The sequence below is a fragment of the Sphingobium sp. RC1 genome (genome assembly GCF_059738765.1).
This window is the reverse complement of the sequence record NZ_AP027309.1, coordinates 81261-99669: the sequence shown is the minus strand read 5'-3', so window position 1 is coordinate 99669 and position 18409 is coordinate 81261. Positions and strand designations below refer to the sequence as shown.

General features: G+C 64.4%; 16 protein-coding genes. 10 read left to right on the top strand and 6 right to left on the bottom strand.

Annotated features, from left to right (window positions below; translation table 11 throughout):
• Positions 1-143 precede the first annotated feature (143 nt).
• A complete protein-coding gene (locus AC6JBC_RS16770; protein WP_498026843.1) occupies positions 144-2657 on the bottom strand; it encodes a cyclic nucleotide-binding domain-containing protein in 2514 nt (837 codons plus the stop codon).
• Positions 2658-2802: 145 nt separating this feature from the next.
• On the opposite strand from AC6JBC_RS16770, the gene AC6JBC_RS16765 reads away from it, so the two are divergent.
• The 8 genes from AC6JBC_RS16765 (at position 2803) to AC6JBC_RS16730 (ending at position 12563) form a co-directional block, all read left to right on the top strand.
• A complete protein-coding gene (locus tag AC6JBC_RS16765) occupies positions 2803-3750 on the top strand; it encodes a tetratricopeptide repeat protein (protein WP_498026600.1) in 948 nt (315 codons plus the stop codon).
• Between the two features lie 206 nt (positions 3751-3956).
• Positions 3957-5654 (top strand): ShlB/FhaC/HecB family hemolysin secretion/activation protein, encoded by a 1698-nt coding sequence (locus AC6JBC_RS16760; RefSeq protein ID WP_498026599.1) that lies wholly within the window; start codon positions 3957-3959, stop codon positions 5652-5654.
• Between the two features lie 36 nt (positions 5655-5690).
• A complete protein-coding gene (locus AC6JBC_RS16755) occupies positions 5691-6251 on the top strand; it encodes a 2OG-Fe(II) oxygenase (RefSeq protein WP_498026598.1) in 561 nt (186 codons plus the stop codon).
• A 456-nt stretch (positions 6252-6707) separates the two neighbouring features.
• The gene (locus AC6JBC_RS16750; RefSeq protein ID WP_498026597.1) at positions 6708-8150 is read left to right on the top strand and encodes a hypothetical protein; all 1443 of its coding nucleotides are present in this window, start codon (positions 6708-6710) and stop codon (positions 8148-8150) included.
• A 96-nt stretch (positions 8151-8246) separates the two neighbouring features.
• Positions 8247-9425, top strand: a complete 1179-nt coding sequence (locus AC6JBC_RS16745) for an EAL domain-containing protein (RefSeq protein ID WP_498026596.1) — start codon at positions 8247-8249, stop codon at positions 9423-9425.
• 29 nt (positions 9426-9454) lie between these two features.
• On the top strand, positions 9455-10444 hold the full coding sequence (locus tag AC6JBC_RS16740) for a ParB/RepB/Spo0J family partition protein (RefSeq protein WP_498026595.1): 990 nt from the start codon (positions 9455-9457) through the stop codon (positions 10442-10444).
• Positions 10445-10684: 240 nt separating this feature from the next.
• The gene (locus tag AC6JBC_RS16735; RefSeq protein ID WP_498026594.1) at positions 10685-11764 is read left to right on the top strand and encodes an aromatic ring-hydroxylating dioxygenase subunit alpha; all 1080 of its coding nucleotides are present in this window, start codon (positions 10685-10687) and stop codon (positions 11762-11764) included.
• Positions 11765-11885: 121 nt separating this feature from the next.
• Positions 11886-12563: a hypothetical protein gene (locus AC6JBC_RS16730; protein ID WP_464780568.1), complete on the top strand. Its 678-nt coding sequence runs from the start codon at positions 11886-11888 to the stop codon at positions 12561-12563.
• A 133-nt stretch (positions 12564-12696) separates the two neighbouring features.
• Here AC6JBC_RS16730 and AC6JBC_RS16725 read toward each other — a convergent pair whose 3' ends face one another.
• A complete protein-coding gene (locus AC6JBC_RS16725) occupies positions 12697-12936 on the bottom strand; it encodes a hypothetical protein (protein WP_464789407.1) in 240 nt (79 codons plus the stop codon).
• A 71-nt stretch (positions 12937-13007) separates the two neighbouring features.
• Between AC6JBC_RS16725 and AC6JBC_RS16720 the strand changes: the two genes are divergently transcribed.
• On the top strand, positions 13008-13418 hold the full coding sequence (locus AC6JBC_RS16720) for a low affinity iron permease family protein (RefSeq protein WP_498026593.1): 411 nt from the start codon (positions 13008-13010) through the stop codon (positions 13416-13418).
• A 247-nt stretch (positions 13419-13665) separates the two neighbouring features.
• On the opposite strand, the gene AC6JBC_RS16715 is transcribed toward AC6JBC_RS16720, so the two are convergent.
• On the bottom strand, positions 13666-14436 hold the full coding sequence (locus AC6JBC_RS16715) for an SDR family NAD(P)-dependent oxidoreductase (RefSeq protein WP_498026592.1): 771 nt from the start codon (positions 14434-14436) through the stop codon (positions 13666-13668).
• Positions 14437-14466: 30 nt separating this feature from the next.
• Positions 14467-15537: an aromatic ring-hydroxylating dioxygenase subunit alpha gene (locus AC6JBC_RS16710; protein ID WP_498026591.1), complete on the bottom strand. Its 1071-nt coding sequence runs from the start codon at positions 15535-15537 to the stop codon at positions 14467-14469.
• 123 nt (positions 15538-15660) lie between these two features.
• Here AC6JBC_RS16710 and AC6JBC_RS16705 point away from each other — a divergent pair, with 123 nt between their 5' ends.
• A complete protein-coding gene (locus AC6JBC_RS16705) occupies positions 15661-16398 on the top strand; it encodes a helix-turn-helix domain-containing protein (RefSeq protein WP_498026590.1) in 738 nt (245 codons plus the stop codon).
• Here the strand turns inward: AC6JBC_RS16705 and AC6JBC_RS16700 are convergent.
• Positions 16395-17333, bottom strand: a complete 939-nt coding sequence (locus AC6JBC_RS16700) for an AEC family transporter (RefSeq protein ID WP_498026589.1) — start codon at positions 17331-17333, stop codon at positions 16395-16397. The two genes, AC6JBC_RS16705 and AC6JBC_RS16700, sit on opposite strands and share 4 nt — an antisense overlap.
• 212 nt (positions 17334-17545) lie before the next feature.
• Positions 17546-18400 carry a sugar phosphate isomerase/epimerase family protein gene (locus AC6JBC_RS16695; protein ID WP_498026588.1) on the bottom strand — a complete coding sequence of 285 codons (855 nt, stop codon included), beginning with the start codon at positions 18398-18400 and terminating at the stop codon, positions 17546-17548.
• Positions 18401-18409: the final 9 nt, after the last annotated feature.

Genomic DNA, 18409 nt, shown 5'->3' with positions numbered 1-18409 from the left:
GAGGGTGGCCGCTTTGATTTGGAGCATGAAATGATCCAGTGCTCCTGCGAAGGCAGGAGCCCAGCAGCGAGGTTCGAACTGGGCTCCTGCCTTCGCAGGAGCACGCCATGTCTCGATCAAAAAGGGACAAGCCTCAGCCATGCTCAATTCGCCTGCCCATCAAGGCGGGCGACGGTCAGGAAATCCTCCGGCGACACGCGAATGGCGGCACCCGTCGGGCAGGCGCGCACGCAAGCCGGGCCGCCGTCAATGCCCGAGCACATGTCGCACTTGATCGCCTTCTTGGGCTTCTCGACCCCCGGTTCGGCATGTTTGTAGCGCCATTTCTTGGACGGCTCGCCCGGCCCCGGCCCAGCGCCGAAAAACATCCAGCTTAGCAGGCCCGGCTTCTTGGGCGGCACGCTGTCCATGCGGATCACGCCATAGGGGCAGTTGCGCTGGCAATTGCCGCATCCGATGCAGGTCTCATCAATGAAGACTTCGCCGTCCGGGCCGCGATGGATGGCGTTGGGCGGGCAGTCGGCCATGCAGTGCGGATGCTCGCAATGGCGGCAGCTCGTCGGCACATGCAGATGCGCATAGGTACGCCCGGCCTCCCGGTCGAGGCGTGACAAGCCCTCATGGCTATCCGCGCAGGCCTTTTCGCAATTGTCGCAGCCGACGCAAAGATGCTCGTCGATCAGCAGCACGTCGGTCGCCTCGCCGATGCCGTTATCGACCAGGAATTTCGCCGTCTCGCTATACATATCGACGACGGTGGAAAAGCTATCCTTGCGGCTTTCGATGAAGGCGTTGACGTCCTGCCGCGCCGCCATGTCGCGGCGCGCGCGCTCCAGCAAGGCGGGCTTGGCCGCCATCAGCCGGGCGAAGGCGTCGCCGTTCAGCTTGATGACTTCGGATTTCACGGTGGCCTTGACCGTGGCGGTACGCGGCCCGCCCGCGATCAGCGCCATTTCGCCGACATAGGACCCGGCGGGAAGATAGGAGAGGAAGACTTGTCTGCCGCCGATCTTTTTCTCCACGATCATCGATCCGACGCGGATCACATAGATGTCGTTGCCCAGGTCGCCTTCAGTCAGGATCGCTTCGCCCGCCTTGACGGTCTTGATCTCGGCGCTGTCGAGCACTTCGCTAAGGTCGGCGGGCGTCAGCCCCGCGCCAAACATCTGGAGCAATTGCCGTTCGGTCGAGATGCGCGTGATCGCGCGCTTGGCGGGCGGGTTGGAGGACATGAGCTTGAGCGCCGCCGTCCGCGACACCTCCACCATGATCGAATCCGTCCCCGCGCGCACCGTCGAACCACGGCGGCGGCCGGAAATCAGACCGACTTCACCGAAGATGCTGCCCGCGTCGATGGGCACATTGGTGCCGGAAGCGACCTCCACCAGCGCCTGTCCCCCCGCGATGCCGAACAGCGAGGAGCCGGGATCATGCTTCTCGAAGATCACCTCGCCCGCGCGATAGGCGCGAACCTCGCTGTCCAGCATGAACTCGCGCATCTGAAGGGGGGACAGCCCCTCCAGGATCGACACATTGGTCCGTAGATATTCCAGCCATTCCGCGACGCCCTTCTGCCCCGGCAGCGCGGCGAATTTGGCGGCGAGTATCGGTTCGTCCGCAGGCTTCAGATCGCGATTGCCGTTGATATATTCGGCAACGTCATAGCCCTGGTTCATGCAGTGCTTGATCAGCGGATAGCCCGCCAGCGCGCCGATCACGAAGATGCCGGGCGCAGTGCTTTCAAACACCGGCGACAGCTTCGGGAAGGCCAGCCGATCATTGCTGGCAAATTCGACGCCGCAGCTTTCGACGAAGGCGCGCGGCGGTGCCGACCCCATGCGGGCGATGATGCGGTCGCATGGCACCTTCACCTCGCCATCGCGGCTGTCGAGCGTGATGAAGCCCGGCTCGATCTTCGCCGTGGTCGATTCCGTCATGATCGACAGGCGCCCGGCCTCCGCCGCAGCCATCAGCGCCTTGACGTTGGCGGGCTTCGCGCTGGCGAACTCCGTTCCCCGGTTAAGGATGGTGACGACATTCCCCTGCGCTTCGTCAGCGGCAAGGCCCATGACATTCTCAATGCCCGCGTCGCCTGTACCGACGACGAAGATATGTTCGTCATTATAATCGGCCGGGTCGTCCAGCTGATACTGGACATGGGGTAAATCCGCGCCCGGAACGCGCATCAGGTTGGGATTGCCCTGCGTCCCGATCGCCATGATCACCGCGTCGGCAATAATTTCCCGCCCGTCGGTCAGCGTCAGCCGATAGGGCGGAGCGAGCCGCTGGATCTCCTTCGTCTCGCTGGAGCCGTCCCGCTTGCGCTCCACGATCTTCTGGACCGACCCGGCAATGGGATCGCCCGTCCCGGTGATCGCCTTCACCTCTGCATTATAAGCGACGTTCAGGCCCAACCCGTCGGCCTGCTCGTTCCAGCGGCCAAGGATCGCCTCGCGCTTGCCCGCATCGAAATCGCAATCGGATCGGAGCACGAGCTGGCTGGGCGTCGCCATCACATGCTTGCCCTTCTGATATTTGAAGATCGTGTCGGACAGATGGTCCGTCTTTTCGATCAGAAGGTGCGATATGCCCAGCTGCGCCGCGCGCGCGGCCGCGCTCATCCCCGCCGGTCCCGACCCGACGATCGCGATACGCACGCGCTCAGTCACTTATTGCCCCCCTCTTGCGAGATCACCCGCAGCCCCGGCGATGCCCCTGCCGGTTTATGGTGCGCGGATCAAGTCTTTGGGCACTCTATCAATTCCGCTGCGTCACGCTAGAGAGCAGTTGAGATTATCGGGGATGGTGCAAGTGACGAAGCTGAGCGTGGGGCGCATGGCTCTCATCGGGGCAGCCGGGCTGGCGATTGTGTCGGTCGGCTATAATGTCTGGCGCGACCGGCCGGAAAAGGCGGAGACGGCATCCGCGTCGGCCCCCTTCGCGGCGGCGGGCCAGCAGGCCACCGATCCGGAAAGCGTCATCCGTGGTTTGCAGGAGCGTGTCGGCGCCAATCCCAACGATGCGGAAGGCTGGCAGATGCTCGGCTGGGCCTATTTCGAAAGTGCCCGCCACGCCGACGCGGCGCGGGCTTACCGCCGTGCGGTGAAGCTGGCACCGAACAATGCGACCTTCTGGTCATCGCTCGGCGAAGCGCTGGTGATGGCAAGCGAGCATGACCCGATGCCCCGGGAAGCGGCAGACGCTTTCGACAAGGCGGTACAGCTCGACCCCAAGGAGCCACGCGCGCGCTATTTTCAGGCAGTGCGCAAGGACCTGGCCAAGGATCATGAGGGCGCGATCCGCGACTGGCTGGCCCTGCTCGCCGACACGCCCCCCGGCGCGCCATGGGAAGCGGACTTGCGCCGCACGATCGAACAGGTTGGCAAGATCAACGGCATCGATGTGCAGGAAAGGCTGGCCGCAGTAAAACCCACCGCGCCACATCCGCCGATCGGCTCGGTAGCAACAGCGGCAATCCCCGGTCCTAGCCGGGAGCAGATGCAGTCGGCGTCGCAACTTTCCAAGGGTCAGCAGGACGCGATGATAGAGGGCATGGTGTCAGGGCTGGAGGCCAAGCTCAAGGCCAATCCCGGCAATGTCGATGGCTGGATCATGCTCATGCGCAGCCGCATGACGCTCGGCGAAACGGCCAAGGCGCAGGCGGTGTATGAGGCAGCGCGCAAGGCCAATCCGGGGCAGGCCGCGAGGCTGAAGGACGAGGCGCGACTGTTGGGCGTGCCCGGAATCTGATCCCTTCATATCACGTCATCCCTGCTTCCGCCGGGATGACGGAAGTTGATTATCCCGCTCCACCTCTTGGACGATCCCACCAATCTGGTGACAATCGCCGCTTGTCCCGCTGAACAATGGACGGAAATGCACCAAATCGGTTCCACTTCCGGGGCAAATCGCAAAGACATTGCTCTAGGCCCTGATGCTGGCAGGCGCCATTTTCCATGGCGCGGGGCGGCATGGGGCAAATGGGTTTCGACAGGGCAATCAACGGGCTGAAGGCGGTTGTGGCGGCGGTGGCGCTCGTCACAATGACCGCTCCCGCAGCGGCGCAGATCGCCGGGCCGGGAGAGGGTGCGTCTGCGCCGGTGATCGACCGGGACAGGGCCGATCGGGTTGCACCGGGCCTTGCGCCTGCCCCTTCCGTGACCGTCGCTACGCCCGCTCCGGCCGTTGGATCGGTGGGCAATTCGGCCGAGAGCGTCCGGCTGGCGCGGGTGCATTATATGGGAAGCTCGCTGCCTGCGCCGCTGCTGGACAAGGCGGTGGCTCCGTTGATCGGACGCCCACTGACGCGTGAGGCATTGCAGGCGGTCGCGAAGGCGGTAAGCGATGCCTACGCCCGCAGCGACATCGCCTTTTATGCCGTATCCATCCCGGCGCAGGTGCCAGCAGGCGGTCAGTTGATCGTGCGGCTGGTCGAAGGACGGGTGAAGGAATATCGGCTGGCGGGCGTTTCCCCCAGCATGCCGATCCGCCTGATCGAAGCGCAGATGCGGCGGCTGAAGCGCGATACTCCGCTGCGCAAGGCGACGCTGCAACGCGCGCTGGGCCTGCTGCGCGACATACCGGGCCAAAGCGTCGAGGCGCGGGTGCGTCAGGGCGGCGGCGAAGGCGATCTGATCCTGGACCTGATCGTCAAACGGGAGCAGGTGCAGATCGGAATCCTGATCGATAATAGCGCCGTCAGCAACGTGATCGACGGCGTTCAGGCGCAATTGTCCGTCACGGCCAATGGGCTGTTGCGCGAAGGCGACAGTAGCCGGATCGCGGGCTATCTGCCCTTTTATCCGGAGCGCTATCAATATTATTCCCTGAGCCATTCGACCCCGATCGGCAGCAACGGCACGACGCTGTCCGCCAACATCGCCTATATGAAAAGCCGCGTACGCGACCGGCCGATCGAAGGGGAAGCGACGCTGGCGGGAGTGGCGATCAGCCACGCGCTGGTCCGGTCCAACAAGACCAACCTGACCGTCAACGCCTCGATCGACGGGATCGACAGCAGCAATTACTTCCTCGATGTCCGGTTTGGCGACTATAAATCGCGGGCGGTGCGGCTGGGTGCATCCTGGTCGCATTCCGATCAGCAGCAGGGGCAGGCGCTGTCGGCGGTCGTCAGTCGGGGCGTGGGCCTATTGGGCGCGCGGGCCTTTACCGGCTTTTCGGAGAAGATTTTCACCAAGGTCAATGTGCAGGCGGTGGCCGTGCGCACCCTGTCGAAGCGCGTCGCCCTGAAACTGAATGCGAAGGCGCAATATTCCCGCGACAGGCTGCCCGTGACAGAGCGCTTTTCACTAGGCGGCAGCGGGGCTGGCATGGCGTTCCCGGTGGGGATCAGGACCGCCGAACAGGCCGTCGCGGGCGGCGCTGAACTCAGCTGGACGCCTGCGCGCGCGGGGGTTTTGCAAAAGGCGACGCTCTTCACCTATGCCGATGGCGCGGTCGCGCACGCGATGGCCCGTCCTTATTACCGCCTGCCTGCCGAGGATTTCTCGCTCGCATCGGTTGGTGGCGGCGTGCGCATCGGCATCGGCAGCAAATGGCGGGCGAGCGCGGAGCTGGCGGTGCCGATCAAGCGCGCCGCCAGCGCAGATTCGCGCCGGGCGCGCTTCTTCTTCGGGATCGGGCGCGCCTTCTGACCCCGTTTTGCGTGTACGCAAAGGAAGGCTGAGATCATGAATAATGTGTGGGAAGTGTGGCCGTCGGCCCTGACGGCTGCCGAATGCGACGCGATCGTCAAGCGGGCGGATTTTTATGCCGACCAGTCCGCGACGGTCGGCTTTGCTGACAGCAGCCGCGACGATCAGGCGTATCGGTCTTCGATCATCCGCTGGTTCGATCCATTGCGTGAAAAGGACATCGTCGATCGGGTGATGCAATTTGTCGGCGCCTCCAACCGGACCAACTTCGGCGTAGACATCGTCGCGCCCTATGAAGTGCAGTTCACCGAATATCACGCCACCCAGCAGGGCAAATATGACTGGCATCAGGATGTGTGGCTGGAATCAGGACGCCCCTTCGACCGCAAGCTGTCGGTCGTGGTGCAACTGTCGGAGCCCGAGGAGTATGAAGGCGGCACGTTCGAATTCTTCTGCGTCGCGCAACCCGGCGCGACATTCGCGGCGCGGGGAAGCCTGCTGATCTTTCCGTCCTTCCTGCAACATCGGGTGCTGCCGGTGACGGCGGGGGTACGGCGGAGCTTGGTGACCTGGATCGAAGGACCACGCTGGCGTTAGTGCATGATCATGTTTGAGTGATCGTCACCCCGGACTTGATCCGGGGTCCCGCTTCTTTTCTGACATTGCTTAGGCAGCGGGACCCCGGGTCGAGCCCGGGGTGACGGAAAACCCGCTCGCCTAATCCGTTCCCTCTTCCCACTGCACCGACTGCATTGAACAAAGATCGAGCCATAATGGATAAAGAACGGAATCATCCCGACCACGCCATTTTGCACGGTTGCAAGCAGGCCGAACGCCATTTCCCGGACCTGACCGGCGGTTTTCCAACCCCCAACAGCGCTTGCGCGCCATTTGCGTATCTGATCCCCCGCCTTCCTTATGGCCTTCCGCATCTCCCACCAATCGAAACCCCAATCTCACCAAATCGGTGATTTTAGAAGAAGCCGTAAGGGAATGCCGTGCTTAGCCTTGTGGCCTTGCGATGATGTTCGCATTGAACAGGGAGGTTGTAGCATGTCTTTGGTTGGGCCAGCGCGGTCAGGGCGGCGTCTGCTGCTTTGCGCCACGGCGATTCCGCTTTTCCTACTCGGCGCCTGCTCCGATGGCGTTGGTTTCAGTGTCCGCACGGCAGGCGGGAACACGCCTTCCGGGCCATCGGGGCCAACCGGTCCCAGCGGCCCGACAGGTCCTGGTGGTCCAAGTGGGCCGAGTGGTCCATCCGGCCCGAGCGGCCCAGATGGTTCGGGCGGTCCCAGCGGCCCCGGTGGCCCAACGGGTCCGGGCGGCCCCACCGGCCCCGGCGGTCCTACCGGTCCAGGTGGTCCGACAGGCCCCGGCGGCCCAACAGGACCGAACGGCCCGACAGGTCCCGGAGGCCCTACTGGACCCGGTGGTCCCACTGGCCCGACCGGTCCGTCTGGACCCAGCGGACCCAGCGGCCCCAGTGGTCCGACTGGCCCGACCAGCGGCTCGCTGATCGGGGTCAATCTGGGTGGCGAGGCGATCACGGGTCCGACAGGTCCCGGATCGTTGGTCGGCCTCAATGCCCTCTCCAACGCCGGGAGCGCGACCGGAACCGTTGCCACGGTCGATCTGCTGAACGGCGATGGCACCGTCGTGCAGGCCACCCTGCCGACCACGGTCGCGGGCGTGCAGCAGGGACTGGCGCCGGTGGGTTCGCTCGCCGGGACTTTGCTGGGCGATCAGGCGGGCAACACCGTCACGCAACTGACCGATGGCCTCGCCCCCGTAGTGGCAACGGTGACCTCCGCCGCCACCCAGGTGACGGCGCCACTGCTCGACACGCTGAACGGCGCGCTCGCACCCATCACGGCTCCGCTTGTCGGCAGCGATGGCGCGCTTGCTCCCGTTACGGGGCTGGTCGAAACCGTCGCGGGCGGCCTGACAGGTGCGCTTGGTGGCGGCGGCGAAGCGCCGGGCGCGCTGCTTGGCGCTCCGCTGATCGGCGCCAATGTCGGTGGTGAGGCGGTAACGGGTCCCTCCACCAGCGGCACGCTGGCCGGGGTCAACCTGTTGCCGTCCACCACGGCCCCCGCGCAGGGGCAGCTGCTGACCGCCGATGTGCTGACGCAGGGGACGATCGTCGATGTGACGGTGCCCACGACCACGGCGGGTGTGGAGGCCGGGCTCGCGCCGGTCGGCAACCTCGTCGGCGGCGTGCTGGGGGCGCAAGCGGGCGCTGCGGTCAATCAGGTCGTGACCGGCGCCGCGCCCGTCGTTGCCACGGTGACATCCACCGTCGACAGCGTCGTCTCCCCCGTACTCGACGCCGTCAACGGGCTGGCCCCGGCACTGCCCGCAGGCGGTGGCGGCGGCGGGGAATCGCTGCTGGCGCCAGTTACCGGATTGCTCGGTGGCGTTTCGGCTCCATCGACGGGCGAACAAAGCCCGATCGCGCCGGTTACCGGCCTGTTGGGAGGCTTGTTGGGTCGCTAAGCCTTCCCGCGGAGGGGAGAGGAGGCGGTGGCCGCCGCCTCCTCGAACCTTCCCGTCCTTTTCCTTGTGCGCTGGGTTCACTGAAAGGATGTGCCTTTGACGAAGCCTCATCAGGCCGAGCATCTGCTGGTCATAAATCTCAATAATTTTGATGCGATCGAAGCGGCTTATGGTGCCGGTGCCGCCGATGGCGCGGTCGATCATCTGACCCATGCGGCGCGGCGACATCTGGGCCGTATCAACCTTCGCGGCGTGGAGGGAGGCCGGATCACCCTGACCGCGCGCTATCCGCTCATGCGATCCCAGCCTGTGGAAAGGTTGGTCGAAAAGCTCTGCGAAGCGCTCGACAGCGAACCGCTCCGGTACGAAGGCCGCGATATATTGCTGTCCGTGTCAGCGGGCCATGCCACCGCCGGGGAAGGGGAGGCGCGCGCCCGGCTCGCGGCCTCCAGCATTCATCAGGGGGCCATTGCCATCCGACCCGGCGATGCCACAGCTCTGTACCGACAGGACATGGCGCAGGCGGCCGCCCTTTTGCATCAGGTGCACGACGGCACGGCCTTCATCCGGTGGCGCCCCGTGTCGCGGGTCGAGAATGCAGACGCCACCCTATATAATGAAGCAATGCTGCGGCGCGCGGGCCAGACCGGCGAGCAGACCGACTGCGCCACAAGCTACGCCGCGCTGGAGCGGCTTGGCCTGGCCCATCTGATCGACCGATTGCTGGTGCGCGACGTGCTGCGCGAACTGGAAGGCGATCCGGCCGCCTGCCTGTCCGTCGCGCTGTCGCCGCAAAGCCTGTCCCTCAACCTGCATGGCGAAGGGGCGGGCTGGGGCGAACTGCTCGACCGGCTAAGGCAAGCGCCACAGGTCGCGCGGCGGCTGGTGATCGAGATTAGCGACCATAGCGACATCATCCTGTTTCGCGACGCGCTGGCCTTTGTCAGGACGCTCCGTGCGTTGGGCGTCCGGATATCGGTATCGCGCTTCGGGTCGGGCCGCGCGTCGGTAGGGCAGCTGATGGCGCTGTCCCCCGACATGGTGAAGCTGGACCGCCCTTTCCTGCACCCGGCCCATGCATCGGAACGTAACCAGTCGCGCGTCGCCTATCTTCTGGGTCTTGCCCGCACCATGACATCGACCGTGATCGTCGATGGCGCCGGGTCGGCCTACCCTGATCCCGCTTTTGCGTACACGCAAAGAAGGCTCCCGCTGCCCCTCACTCGCACCATTACGGACGCAGTCCAGCGGGCGGGGCAGGGCGCATGGCGCTAGTGCAGTCCCGGCAACGGAGGATCGATGGAATGGTGGCCTTGATACGGGAGATGATGGCGACGCTGTCCCGCGATGGCAAAACCGGCCGCGCGGCCATGGCGGAGCAGGAGGCGCTGGGTCGCCTGGACGACCGGCTCACCAGCTTTGCCGAGGCCAGGATCGACAGCCGCGCGCCGATGCTGATCCGGCCGGACGAATGCGTGGTCTGGGACGGCAATCCGCGCGATCAGCCGGGCCTCAATCCCGACAGCTGCCGGTCGCTGATCGAATCCATAGCGGCCGAGGGCGGCAACCGCATTCCCGTGCTGGTGCGGTTGAACCCCGGCGCGTCGGAACAGCCCTACCAGTTGCTGGTCGGCAGCAGGCGCCGCTTTGCGATCGACTGGCTCAACCATAATGGCCGCCCTGAATTGCGCCTCAACGCGCTGCTGGTCGAGCTGTCGGACGAGGAAGCCTTCCGGCTGGCCGACATCGAGAATCGGGAACGGGCCGACATTTGCGAACTCGACCGCGCGCGCAGCTATCAGCAGGCGGTCGACCGCTTCTACGGCGGCGTACAATCGCGCATGGCGCAAGCGCTGGGCCTGTCCAACAGCCAGTTGAGCCGCCTGCTCGCCCTTGCCCAACTTCCCGAAGAGGTGATCCAGGCCTTCGCCACGAAGGAAGATCTGAAGGTCCGCTATTCCGAATTGCTGACCCCGCTGCTGCGCAGGAACGAGCAGCGAGCGGACGTGATCGCCGAAGCGCGGATCATCGCGACAGAGCAGCAGGCGCGGGCGGCCGGTGACGGGCCGCTGCTGCCATCCGCGACGGTCCTGTCCCGCCTGCGTCAGGCCGCCGCGCGGCGGCCCAGGGATATGGGTGAGATCGCCATCCTGGCGGGCGGCGACCGCATCGGGCGGGCACGGGTCGCCAAGGGGGCCGTCATGCTGGACATCAGCATCGCCAATGATGCCGATCTCGACGCCTTGCTCGCGACCTTGCACGACACCATATCGGCCGCGCGGGCGATGGCCTAAGCGGCCACGGCTCCGTGATTTTGGGCCTACGCAACGTCGGGGTGACGCCGGGTGGCCGTTTCTCCAATGCGCAGCATTAAGGGCCAGTTCAAGCTTATTGGCGATAAGTAACTTGCGCGAGCGGATGGCTTTGCGTAAATTATATGGCAGCAGTTATCGTGGTCGGGCTGATCGCCATATGGTTCATATGGGCGAACGGCCCGTCCTGCTACGTCAGGTAGCGAGTGAGAGGATCAAGAAATGGCGACATCGTCGGACTATCGTCTGGGGGAATTCACCTTTCCGCGTGGCTGGTTCATGGTGGGTGAGAGCGCTGAGGCGACGAGCACGCCCAAGGCGATGCGCTACCTCGGCCAGGACATGGTGATGTACCGTGGCGAGAGCGGCCAGGTCTATGTGACGGAGGCCTATTGCCCGCACATGGGCGCGCATCTGGCGAAGAACACGACGAGCTACATCGTGCGCGATGGCGAGCAGGTGGAGGGCGAGTCGATCCGCTGCCCCTTCCATGGCTGGCAATATGGCCCGGACGGCCAGTGCAAGAACATTCCCTATTCCGACTTCGTGCCCAAGGCAGCCAAGCTCAAGACCTTCCCGGCGATGGAACGCGCGGGCACGATCTGGATCTGGCATGATCCCGAAGGGCTCGAACCCAATTTCGACCTGCCCGATTTTGGCGGCCATTATGATGCGCCGGGCTGGGTCAACTGGAAGATCGACTATATGGGCGATCTCGACATCCACCCGATCGAGGTGGTCGACAACATGGCCGACTTTGGCCACTTCATCCCGATCCATGGCGCGAAGGACTTTGTCTACTTCGCCAATGAGTTCAAGGATCACATCGTCCACCAATATTATGCCGCCGGGCACCGCACGCTGACGCTCAATCCCGAAGACGTGCTGACGCTCGACACCTGGTACACCGGCCCCTCGATCCTCCAGTCGGAGATGGCGGGAACCTTCGACAGCTTCATCATGATCACCCACACGCCGATCGAGGATGGCAAGATCCGCGTCTGGCATGGCCTGATGGTGCAGGTGAATGACGGTACCGCGCCGGTGACGGATGAGCTGCGCGCCGCAGCGCTGGAATATCAGGAAGGCAGCCGCCTCGCCTTCGCCCAGGATGTCGAAATCTGGCAGAACAAGCGGGCCTGCCTCAACCCGCTCGTCATCCCCAATGACGGCCCCTATGGCAAGGTTCGGACCTGGTACAAGCAGTTCTACAATCCCCGCGACAAGACGCCCGACATGCACAAGCGCACCAACGGCCTGCATGTCACACTCGACAAGCGTAGTTCCACGCAGGCGGCATAATGGCGGGTCAGGTTGCGCCAACGGTCGCTTGGCGCAACTAACGGCGTAACGGATGGCCCGATCGGGCGAATTTTCCACGCAATGACGGCCGTGTGAGCGGCCGGATCAGGAGGCACGAAAAATGGCGACGTTGGCGGTAGAGGCGCAGGATTGCATGCGTTCGATGGGGCATGTTGCCCTATATTATCCGAATGCGGAGGACGGCCCTGTCGCGGCCAAGCTGCTCAAGCTTCTGGGCTTCGTGGAAACGCAGATGCTGCCCTTTCCCCAGGGAAACTTCTATCGTTTCGTGGTGCATAACGACAACCGCAGCCGCGGCGATGGCATCTTCTACCTGGCTGCGCTGCCCGCGGCGCAGGCCGCGCTGAACAAGGCCGCGCGCGAAGCGCTGGGCTATGGCACGGACAAGGAACATGCAGCGGTTGCTGCGCTGCGTGAGGCGGTGGAGTCCGATCCCGAATATACGTTCCACATCGGAACGCTGGTCGATTCTTTCGAAGTGATCGAAAAGATGACGCTCGCCCTCATCGACGCGAACGAAAATGATCCGGACCTCAAGGGCCGCCTGAAGGTAAAGGTCAATCGCCCCCGTCAGGGCAATGCGGAAATCGATGCGCAACTGGACGCGTCACCGGCCTTCGGCAACGTCACGCGCTATGCCTATGGCCGCAACGGCCTTCAGCTGTTTGTCGAGACGGATTTGCTGACGAGTGGCCAGATCGGCGACACGCTGATCCTGGAGTTCGACTATGTGTGGCCGGGTTTTGACAGCCACATTCTGTCGGTGGTGGAACTCTAATCTACGGGTAGCAAAGGGAGCCTGCTCGCAGCCGCCGATGGCGGCGCGGCGGCTCCCTCACCCACCATGATCATCAGATTTATGCGGCAAGCTGCGCGCCATCGCGCCCGCATAGATCAGGTGATGCATCACATCATGTCCCACGCCCGCCGTTCGGGCTGGCGTTGTTGACGGCCTCATTTTTTGTCTCGTCCACGCGATAGGACAGCCATCGCAACCCCATCCCGACGATGGACGTCACCACCCCGGCGGCGAGGCAGAGCGACAGCAGCGGATCACTATGCGCGCTTTGCCATGACACAAAGCCCAGCAGGATGACGCTCAGGGTAGATATTGCGTATCCCGTGGCTTTTATTGCGGCGGCGTTGATCATTTCGCTTGGTTGAATGTTTCTAAATGTTGCTGGTTCCCAATGACCAGCGGCAGCAGCATTAGGGACATGATATGGACCGCATCTTCACCGCCATGGCCACCCGGATCGCCTCGGCCGCTGGCCAGCCGCTCAGCTTTGTGTTCGCGCTGGGGCTCATTCTGATATGGGGCGTGACCGGCCCGTTGTTCGGCTATTCGGACACATGGCAACTGATCATCAACACCGGCACGACCATCGTCACTTTCCTGATGGTCTTCCTGATCCAGAACAGCCAGAATCGCGACGCCGCCGCCATGCAGGCAAAGCTGGACGAGGTCATCCGCGCTCTCGACGCCGCGCGCGAACAATTTATCGGCATAGAGCATCGCAGCGCGAACGAGGTCGAAGAAATCCGCGCCGCGCTGGAAAGGGAAGTCGGCCGCGACGAAGGGAAAGCCGGGACGGCGGACGACAGCGTCGAACATGTCCTGCGGCGTACTTAAAGCCTGGCGCTCCAAATCAGGATCGGCTTCCCGCCCGTATGAGTTTACGCCCTCGGCTCCTTTTCCGTCACCCCGGGCTCGACCCGGGGTCCCGCTGCCTCGGCAGCGTCAGAACAGAAGCGGGACCCCGGAGCAAGTCCGGCGTGACGATCACGCAAACATGATTACGCTATAGCGGACAGGAAGGGAAAGGAGAGGGTGGTAAGCCCTACCCCCCTAAGAACCCCTCACAACCGCCCTACGAGCATCAGACCCCGAAGCCGCCCGACACCGAAATCACCTGACCCGTCACATAGCGGGCGCGTTCGGATGCGAAGAACACCGCCGCCTGCCCGATATCCTCCGACTGACCCCAACGCTTCAGGCACAGCAGCTTCTTGGTCTCGGCGATCCAATAATCGTCGAACACGCCCTGCGCGGTCAGTTCATGGAACATGCCCGCGTCGATAACGCCGACCAGCACCGAATTGGCGCGGATCTCATGCTTGCCCTCTTCCTTCGCGATGCCCTTGATCAGCGCCTCGTTCGCCGCCTTGGGCGCGACCGACAGGCCGTCGAGCTTGGGCCACCAGTCATGCCCCGCCGATCCCAGATGGACGAACGATCCGCCGCCCTTTTCGCGCATGTGCGGGATGAAGGCGCGGGCGGCATTGTAAAAGCCGAACACCTCGACCTCCATCGCCTGCCGGAATTGCTCGTCGCTCCATTCGGCGATCGCGACCTGCGGCACCAGCGGCCCCGCGCCCCAGACGACGCTATGCACGCGGCCATGGGCGGCGGTGGCGGACGCAACGACGGCATCCACCGAAGCGCGATCGCGCACATCGACCTGATGCAGGCTGGCCTTGACGCCCAAAGCTTCAATGGCCTGCGCGGTCGCCTCTGCCACGTCCTTCTTGCTGCGATAGCAGATGGCGACGTCCGTGCCCGACTTGGCGAACTCTACCGCGACGCCCTTGCCGATCCCGCCGCTGCCGCCAAAGATGAGCGCCGCGCCTTCCGGGAAATCCCTGTTCATTTCTCTACTATCCTCTGTCTGTTATGAATGTCATTCGGCCGCTGCGGCCGTCGGCGCCTGATCCAGCCCCTTGGTGGCATGGTCGCCATTGGCGCGGCCCTGATGGCCCCCCGCCTGCGCGCGCGGATTGTAGAATTGCCGATACCATGCGCGGTTGCGGTGGAACGGCCCATCGGTCGGCAATCGTAATATCTGCAACGCGGGCGCCTTCGTCCGCCAAATCTCGAAATCCTGCGAGAAAGCCGACAAGCCAAGCTGCTGATATTGCCCATGCAGTTCGACATCCCCTGCGGAAGGCGGCACCTGCCGTCCCCGCGTGATGATACCATGCCACACATGGGTCACACCATCCTCGACCGGCGTATGCAGCACGATCTGCACCGCATCCGTCTCGCCGGAAAAGCGCGCGATCAATATGCCCGGCCCGGTATAATAAGCATCGACGTCCAGCACGCCGCCCTCGCTGGTCATCGTCTCATGACCTCCGCCGGACAGCTGCCGCCCCGTGACGCCCTCAAAGCGCGAGTTGAAATAGGCGAGCCGCTGCCCGTGCACCGGCCCGAAATGCCGCGCATCGACCAGATTGTCGATAATCTCCTGCGGATGGACGGGTATCTGCCCCAGATCATCATAGACGCAGCGCACCCAGCCCGCATCTTCCCATTCCGGCAGGTCGGGCAGGGGATAGTCCGGCTCCATCTGCTCGGGATCATGCCAGGCGAACAGGCATCCGAACCGCTCCTCCACAGGAAAAGCGCGCACCCGCGCCGCCGGGGGCAGCGGCCCGTCGAAATAGGGCACATTGTTGCAAATGCCATCCGGCCCGAAGCGCCACGCATGATAGGGACAACGGATCGAGTCTCCCTCGATGCGCTGCGCGCCCGCGCCTGAACTTTGCTCGGCCGCCAGATGCGCGCCCATATGGGGGCAATAGGCATCGAGCAGCGCCGCGCGCCCGCTTTCCCCCCGATACAGCACCAGATCGCGCCCGAACATGCGCAGCGCCTTGGGCGCAGATATGGCATCCTCGCCCCGTGCGATCATGAACCAGCCACGGGGGAAAGCATATTCGCCCAAGCCATAGTCGGCCGTGGTCGCCATCCGTCCATCCTCTCTCTTATCTCGCGTGCATAGTGGGATAAGGACGCAGCCGGATCAATTCGCGCTTGCCATTAACGATCATTATATGATCCCATACGATCATTTAGCGATCGGACTTCACACATGCCCCAAAATGAAAGCCCCGGCGTCGTCGCCATCCTGGCCCAGCTCCGCCACGAACTGCGTGTGCAAGGCGTCCGGGTCGCCGACCTCGCCGCCCGCATGGACGTCGCCGAGCCGACCCTGTGGCGCTGGCTGCGGGGCAGGGGGCTGACGCTCGACAATCTCGACCGCCTCTGCCTAGCCATCGGAATCGACGTGCGCGACCTGCTCGCTCGATCGGCCGACAGCGGCGCGGATCGCTTCACCCTGGCGCAGGAGCGGGTCCTCGCCGCCGACCGCAGCCTCGCGCTGCTCTTCTTCCTCATCCTCAACGGCGCGCAGCGGGCGGAGTGCCAGTCGACGCTCGGCATCGACACGGCGGCGCTGGACGAAGCGATCGAGCGGCTGCGGCGCCTCGGCCTCGTCGACAGCCTGCCCGGCGGACGCCTGCGCCCACTCACCAGCCGCGCCGTGCGCTGGCGCCCCGGCGGCCCGCTCGACCAGGCCTTCAACCGGGTGGTAAAGCATTTCTTCCTCGGCCCCTCGCTGCTGGAGGGGGACGCGCGCTATGTCTCGGACATGCTCTGGCTAGGCCCCAACGGCCGCGACCGGGTGCAGGCCCTCTTCGAGCGGCTGCGCGACGACGCCTATCTGATCGCCCGGCAGGAACGCGAAGCCGCTGCCGACACCGGCGACTGGTCCGCCCTCTTCCTCCTCGTCCGCCCCTTGGCAATGGCGCGCGTCACCGAAGACCTTTAAGCCCCCAGCCACCACAGCATCCCGATCAGCGTGATCGACGCCATCGTCGTCGTCAGCATCACCACCCACGCGCTCAGTTCCATCGCCCAACGCCCCGCCTTGCCCGCCAGTACGAAGCTGGACGCGCCCGCCGGCATCGCCGCCATCAGGATCGCGACCTTCGCCCAAAGCGGCGGGATCGGCGGCAGCATCCACAACAGCCCCGCCGTGATCAGCGGCTGAACAAGCAGCTTCAGCGCAACGACCCGCCCGATCGGCCCGGGCGTGGCGCTTTGCCGGGGCAGCGCGATGAAGATGCCGATCGCCGTCAACGCACAGGGCGCCGTCGCCTGCGCCAGCGTCTGCATCAATATGTCGGCCGGTCCCGTCAGCGGCAGGCGCAACACTGACCAGACGCACCCCAGCACCGCCATCAGGATCAACGGATTGCGCACCGTCGACCGCGCCGCCAGCCTCAATCCGGTGCCCACCCCATGGCCGTGGCTCGCCGTCACCTCGCTCATCACCAGACCGACCGTGAACACGATCGCCGAGTAGATGAGCATCGTCACGGATACCGGCGCGATCGCCTCCGGTCCCCAGGCCAGCGTCGCCACCGGCAGGCCGATAAAGCCCGTATTGCTGAAACAGGCGCACAAAGCCGCGATGTTCGCATTCGCGCCAGACCGCCCGAACCGCCGGGCAATCGCAAAGGCCAGCGCATAGGTGATCAGCGCGCCCAGCGTCACCGCGATGAACATGCCCGGCACGGCCAGATTGCTCGGGTCCATATGGGCGATCGACCGAAAGGTAAGGATGGGCAGGGTGATAGCGATGACGAAGCGGTTCAGCACCTCGAACGCGCGATCGCCCAATATGTCATAGCGCCCGCACACATAGCCGATCAGGATCAGCCCAAACACCGGGACCAGCGCGCCCAGTATCGTCACAGCCATGAACAGTGCCCCTTATGCTCGACGGTATCGCCCCCGCCGCCATGCACCTCCTATGACAGGGCGGATGCGACGGAAATGCCTTTCTGCGCAATCGTCAGTGCATACAGGACAATCGATCGCATCTGTATCAAGGCTCCTTTTCCGTCACCCCGGGCCTGACCCCGGATCAAGTCCGGGGTGACGATCACTCAAACACGATCATGCCTAAAGGATCAGCGGCCAAACTGCGCCACGCTGCTATCGAAGCTGCGCCGCGCGGCTTGGGCCAGCGGAAGCTGGCGAAACGCATCGGACAGGATTTCGACGCCATAAGGGCCGTCATAGCCCCCCCGACCCATCGCGCGGATGAAGCCCGGCACATCAAACTCACCCTCGCTGCACAGCTTGCGATGGCGCATCGTATCTTCCGTGATCTCACCCTGCATCGCCATCGTCGCGTCGCACAGTTCAGCGGATATGATGAAGCGCGCTGGCAGTTGCGCAACCTCCTCCATCGTGCCGCCAGAGCGCATCACATGCCAGATATCGACCAGCAGACCGCCATTGGCCGCGTCTGCCGCCGCCACCATCTCCAGCGCGGCACCCAGGTTCGGCAGCATCGAAAAGGGCAGCATCTCCAGCCCGATCATCAGCCCATGATCCGCCGCCTGCGCACAAAGCGCCGCAAATTCACCAGCCAGATCGTCACCCGCCGGATCGTCGGGCAGGAACGGCGGCATCACCTTGATATGGCGCGCACCCAACGCATCGGCGGCGCGGAACAGTTCAGCCCTTGCCGCATCCGACCGAGCGCGACGCTCCCCCGATGCAAACCAGTCGGCCAGATATTCCAGCTCGACGATCTTTTGCCCGGCATCATCCAGCCGCCGCTTAAGCGAGCGATAGTCCCGCCCGCTCGCCTCCCAGGCAAGCAGGTCGCCCAGCCAAAAGCCGGTCCCCGCATAGCCCGCGCGCGCCGCCGCCTCGATCCGCTGCTCCAGCGGAAAGCGGCCCAGATTGTCCGGCCGGTCGGGCCGGACATTGCCTGCCGTGGTCCAGCAGGTGGCGATCAGTTGCGGCGCGCTCACGGCCTTTCC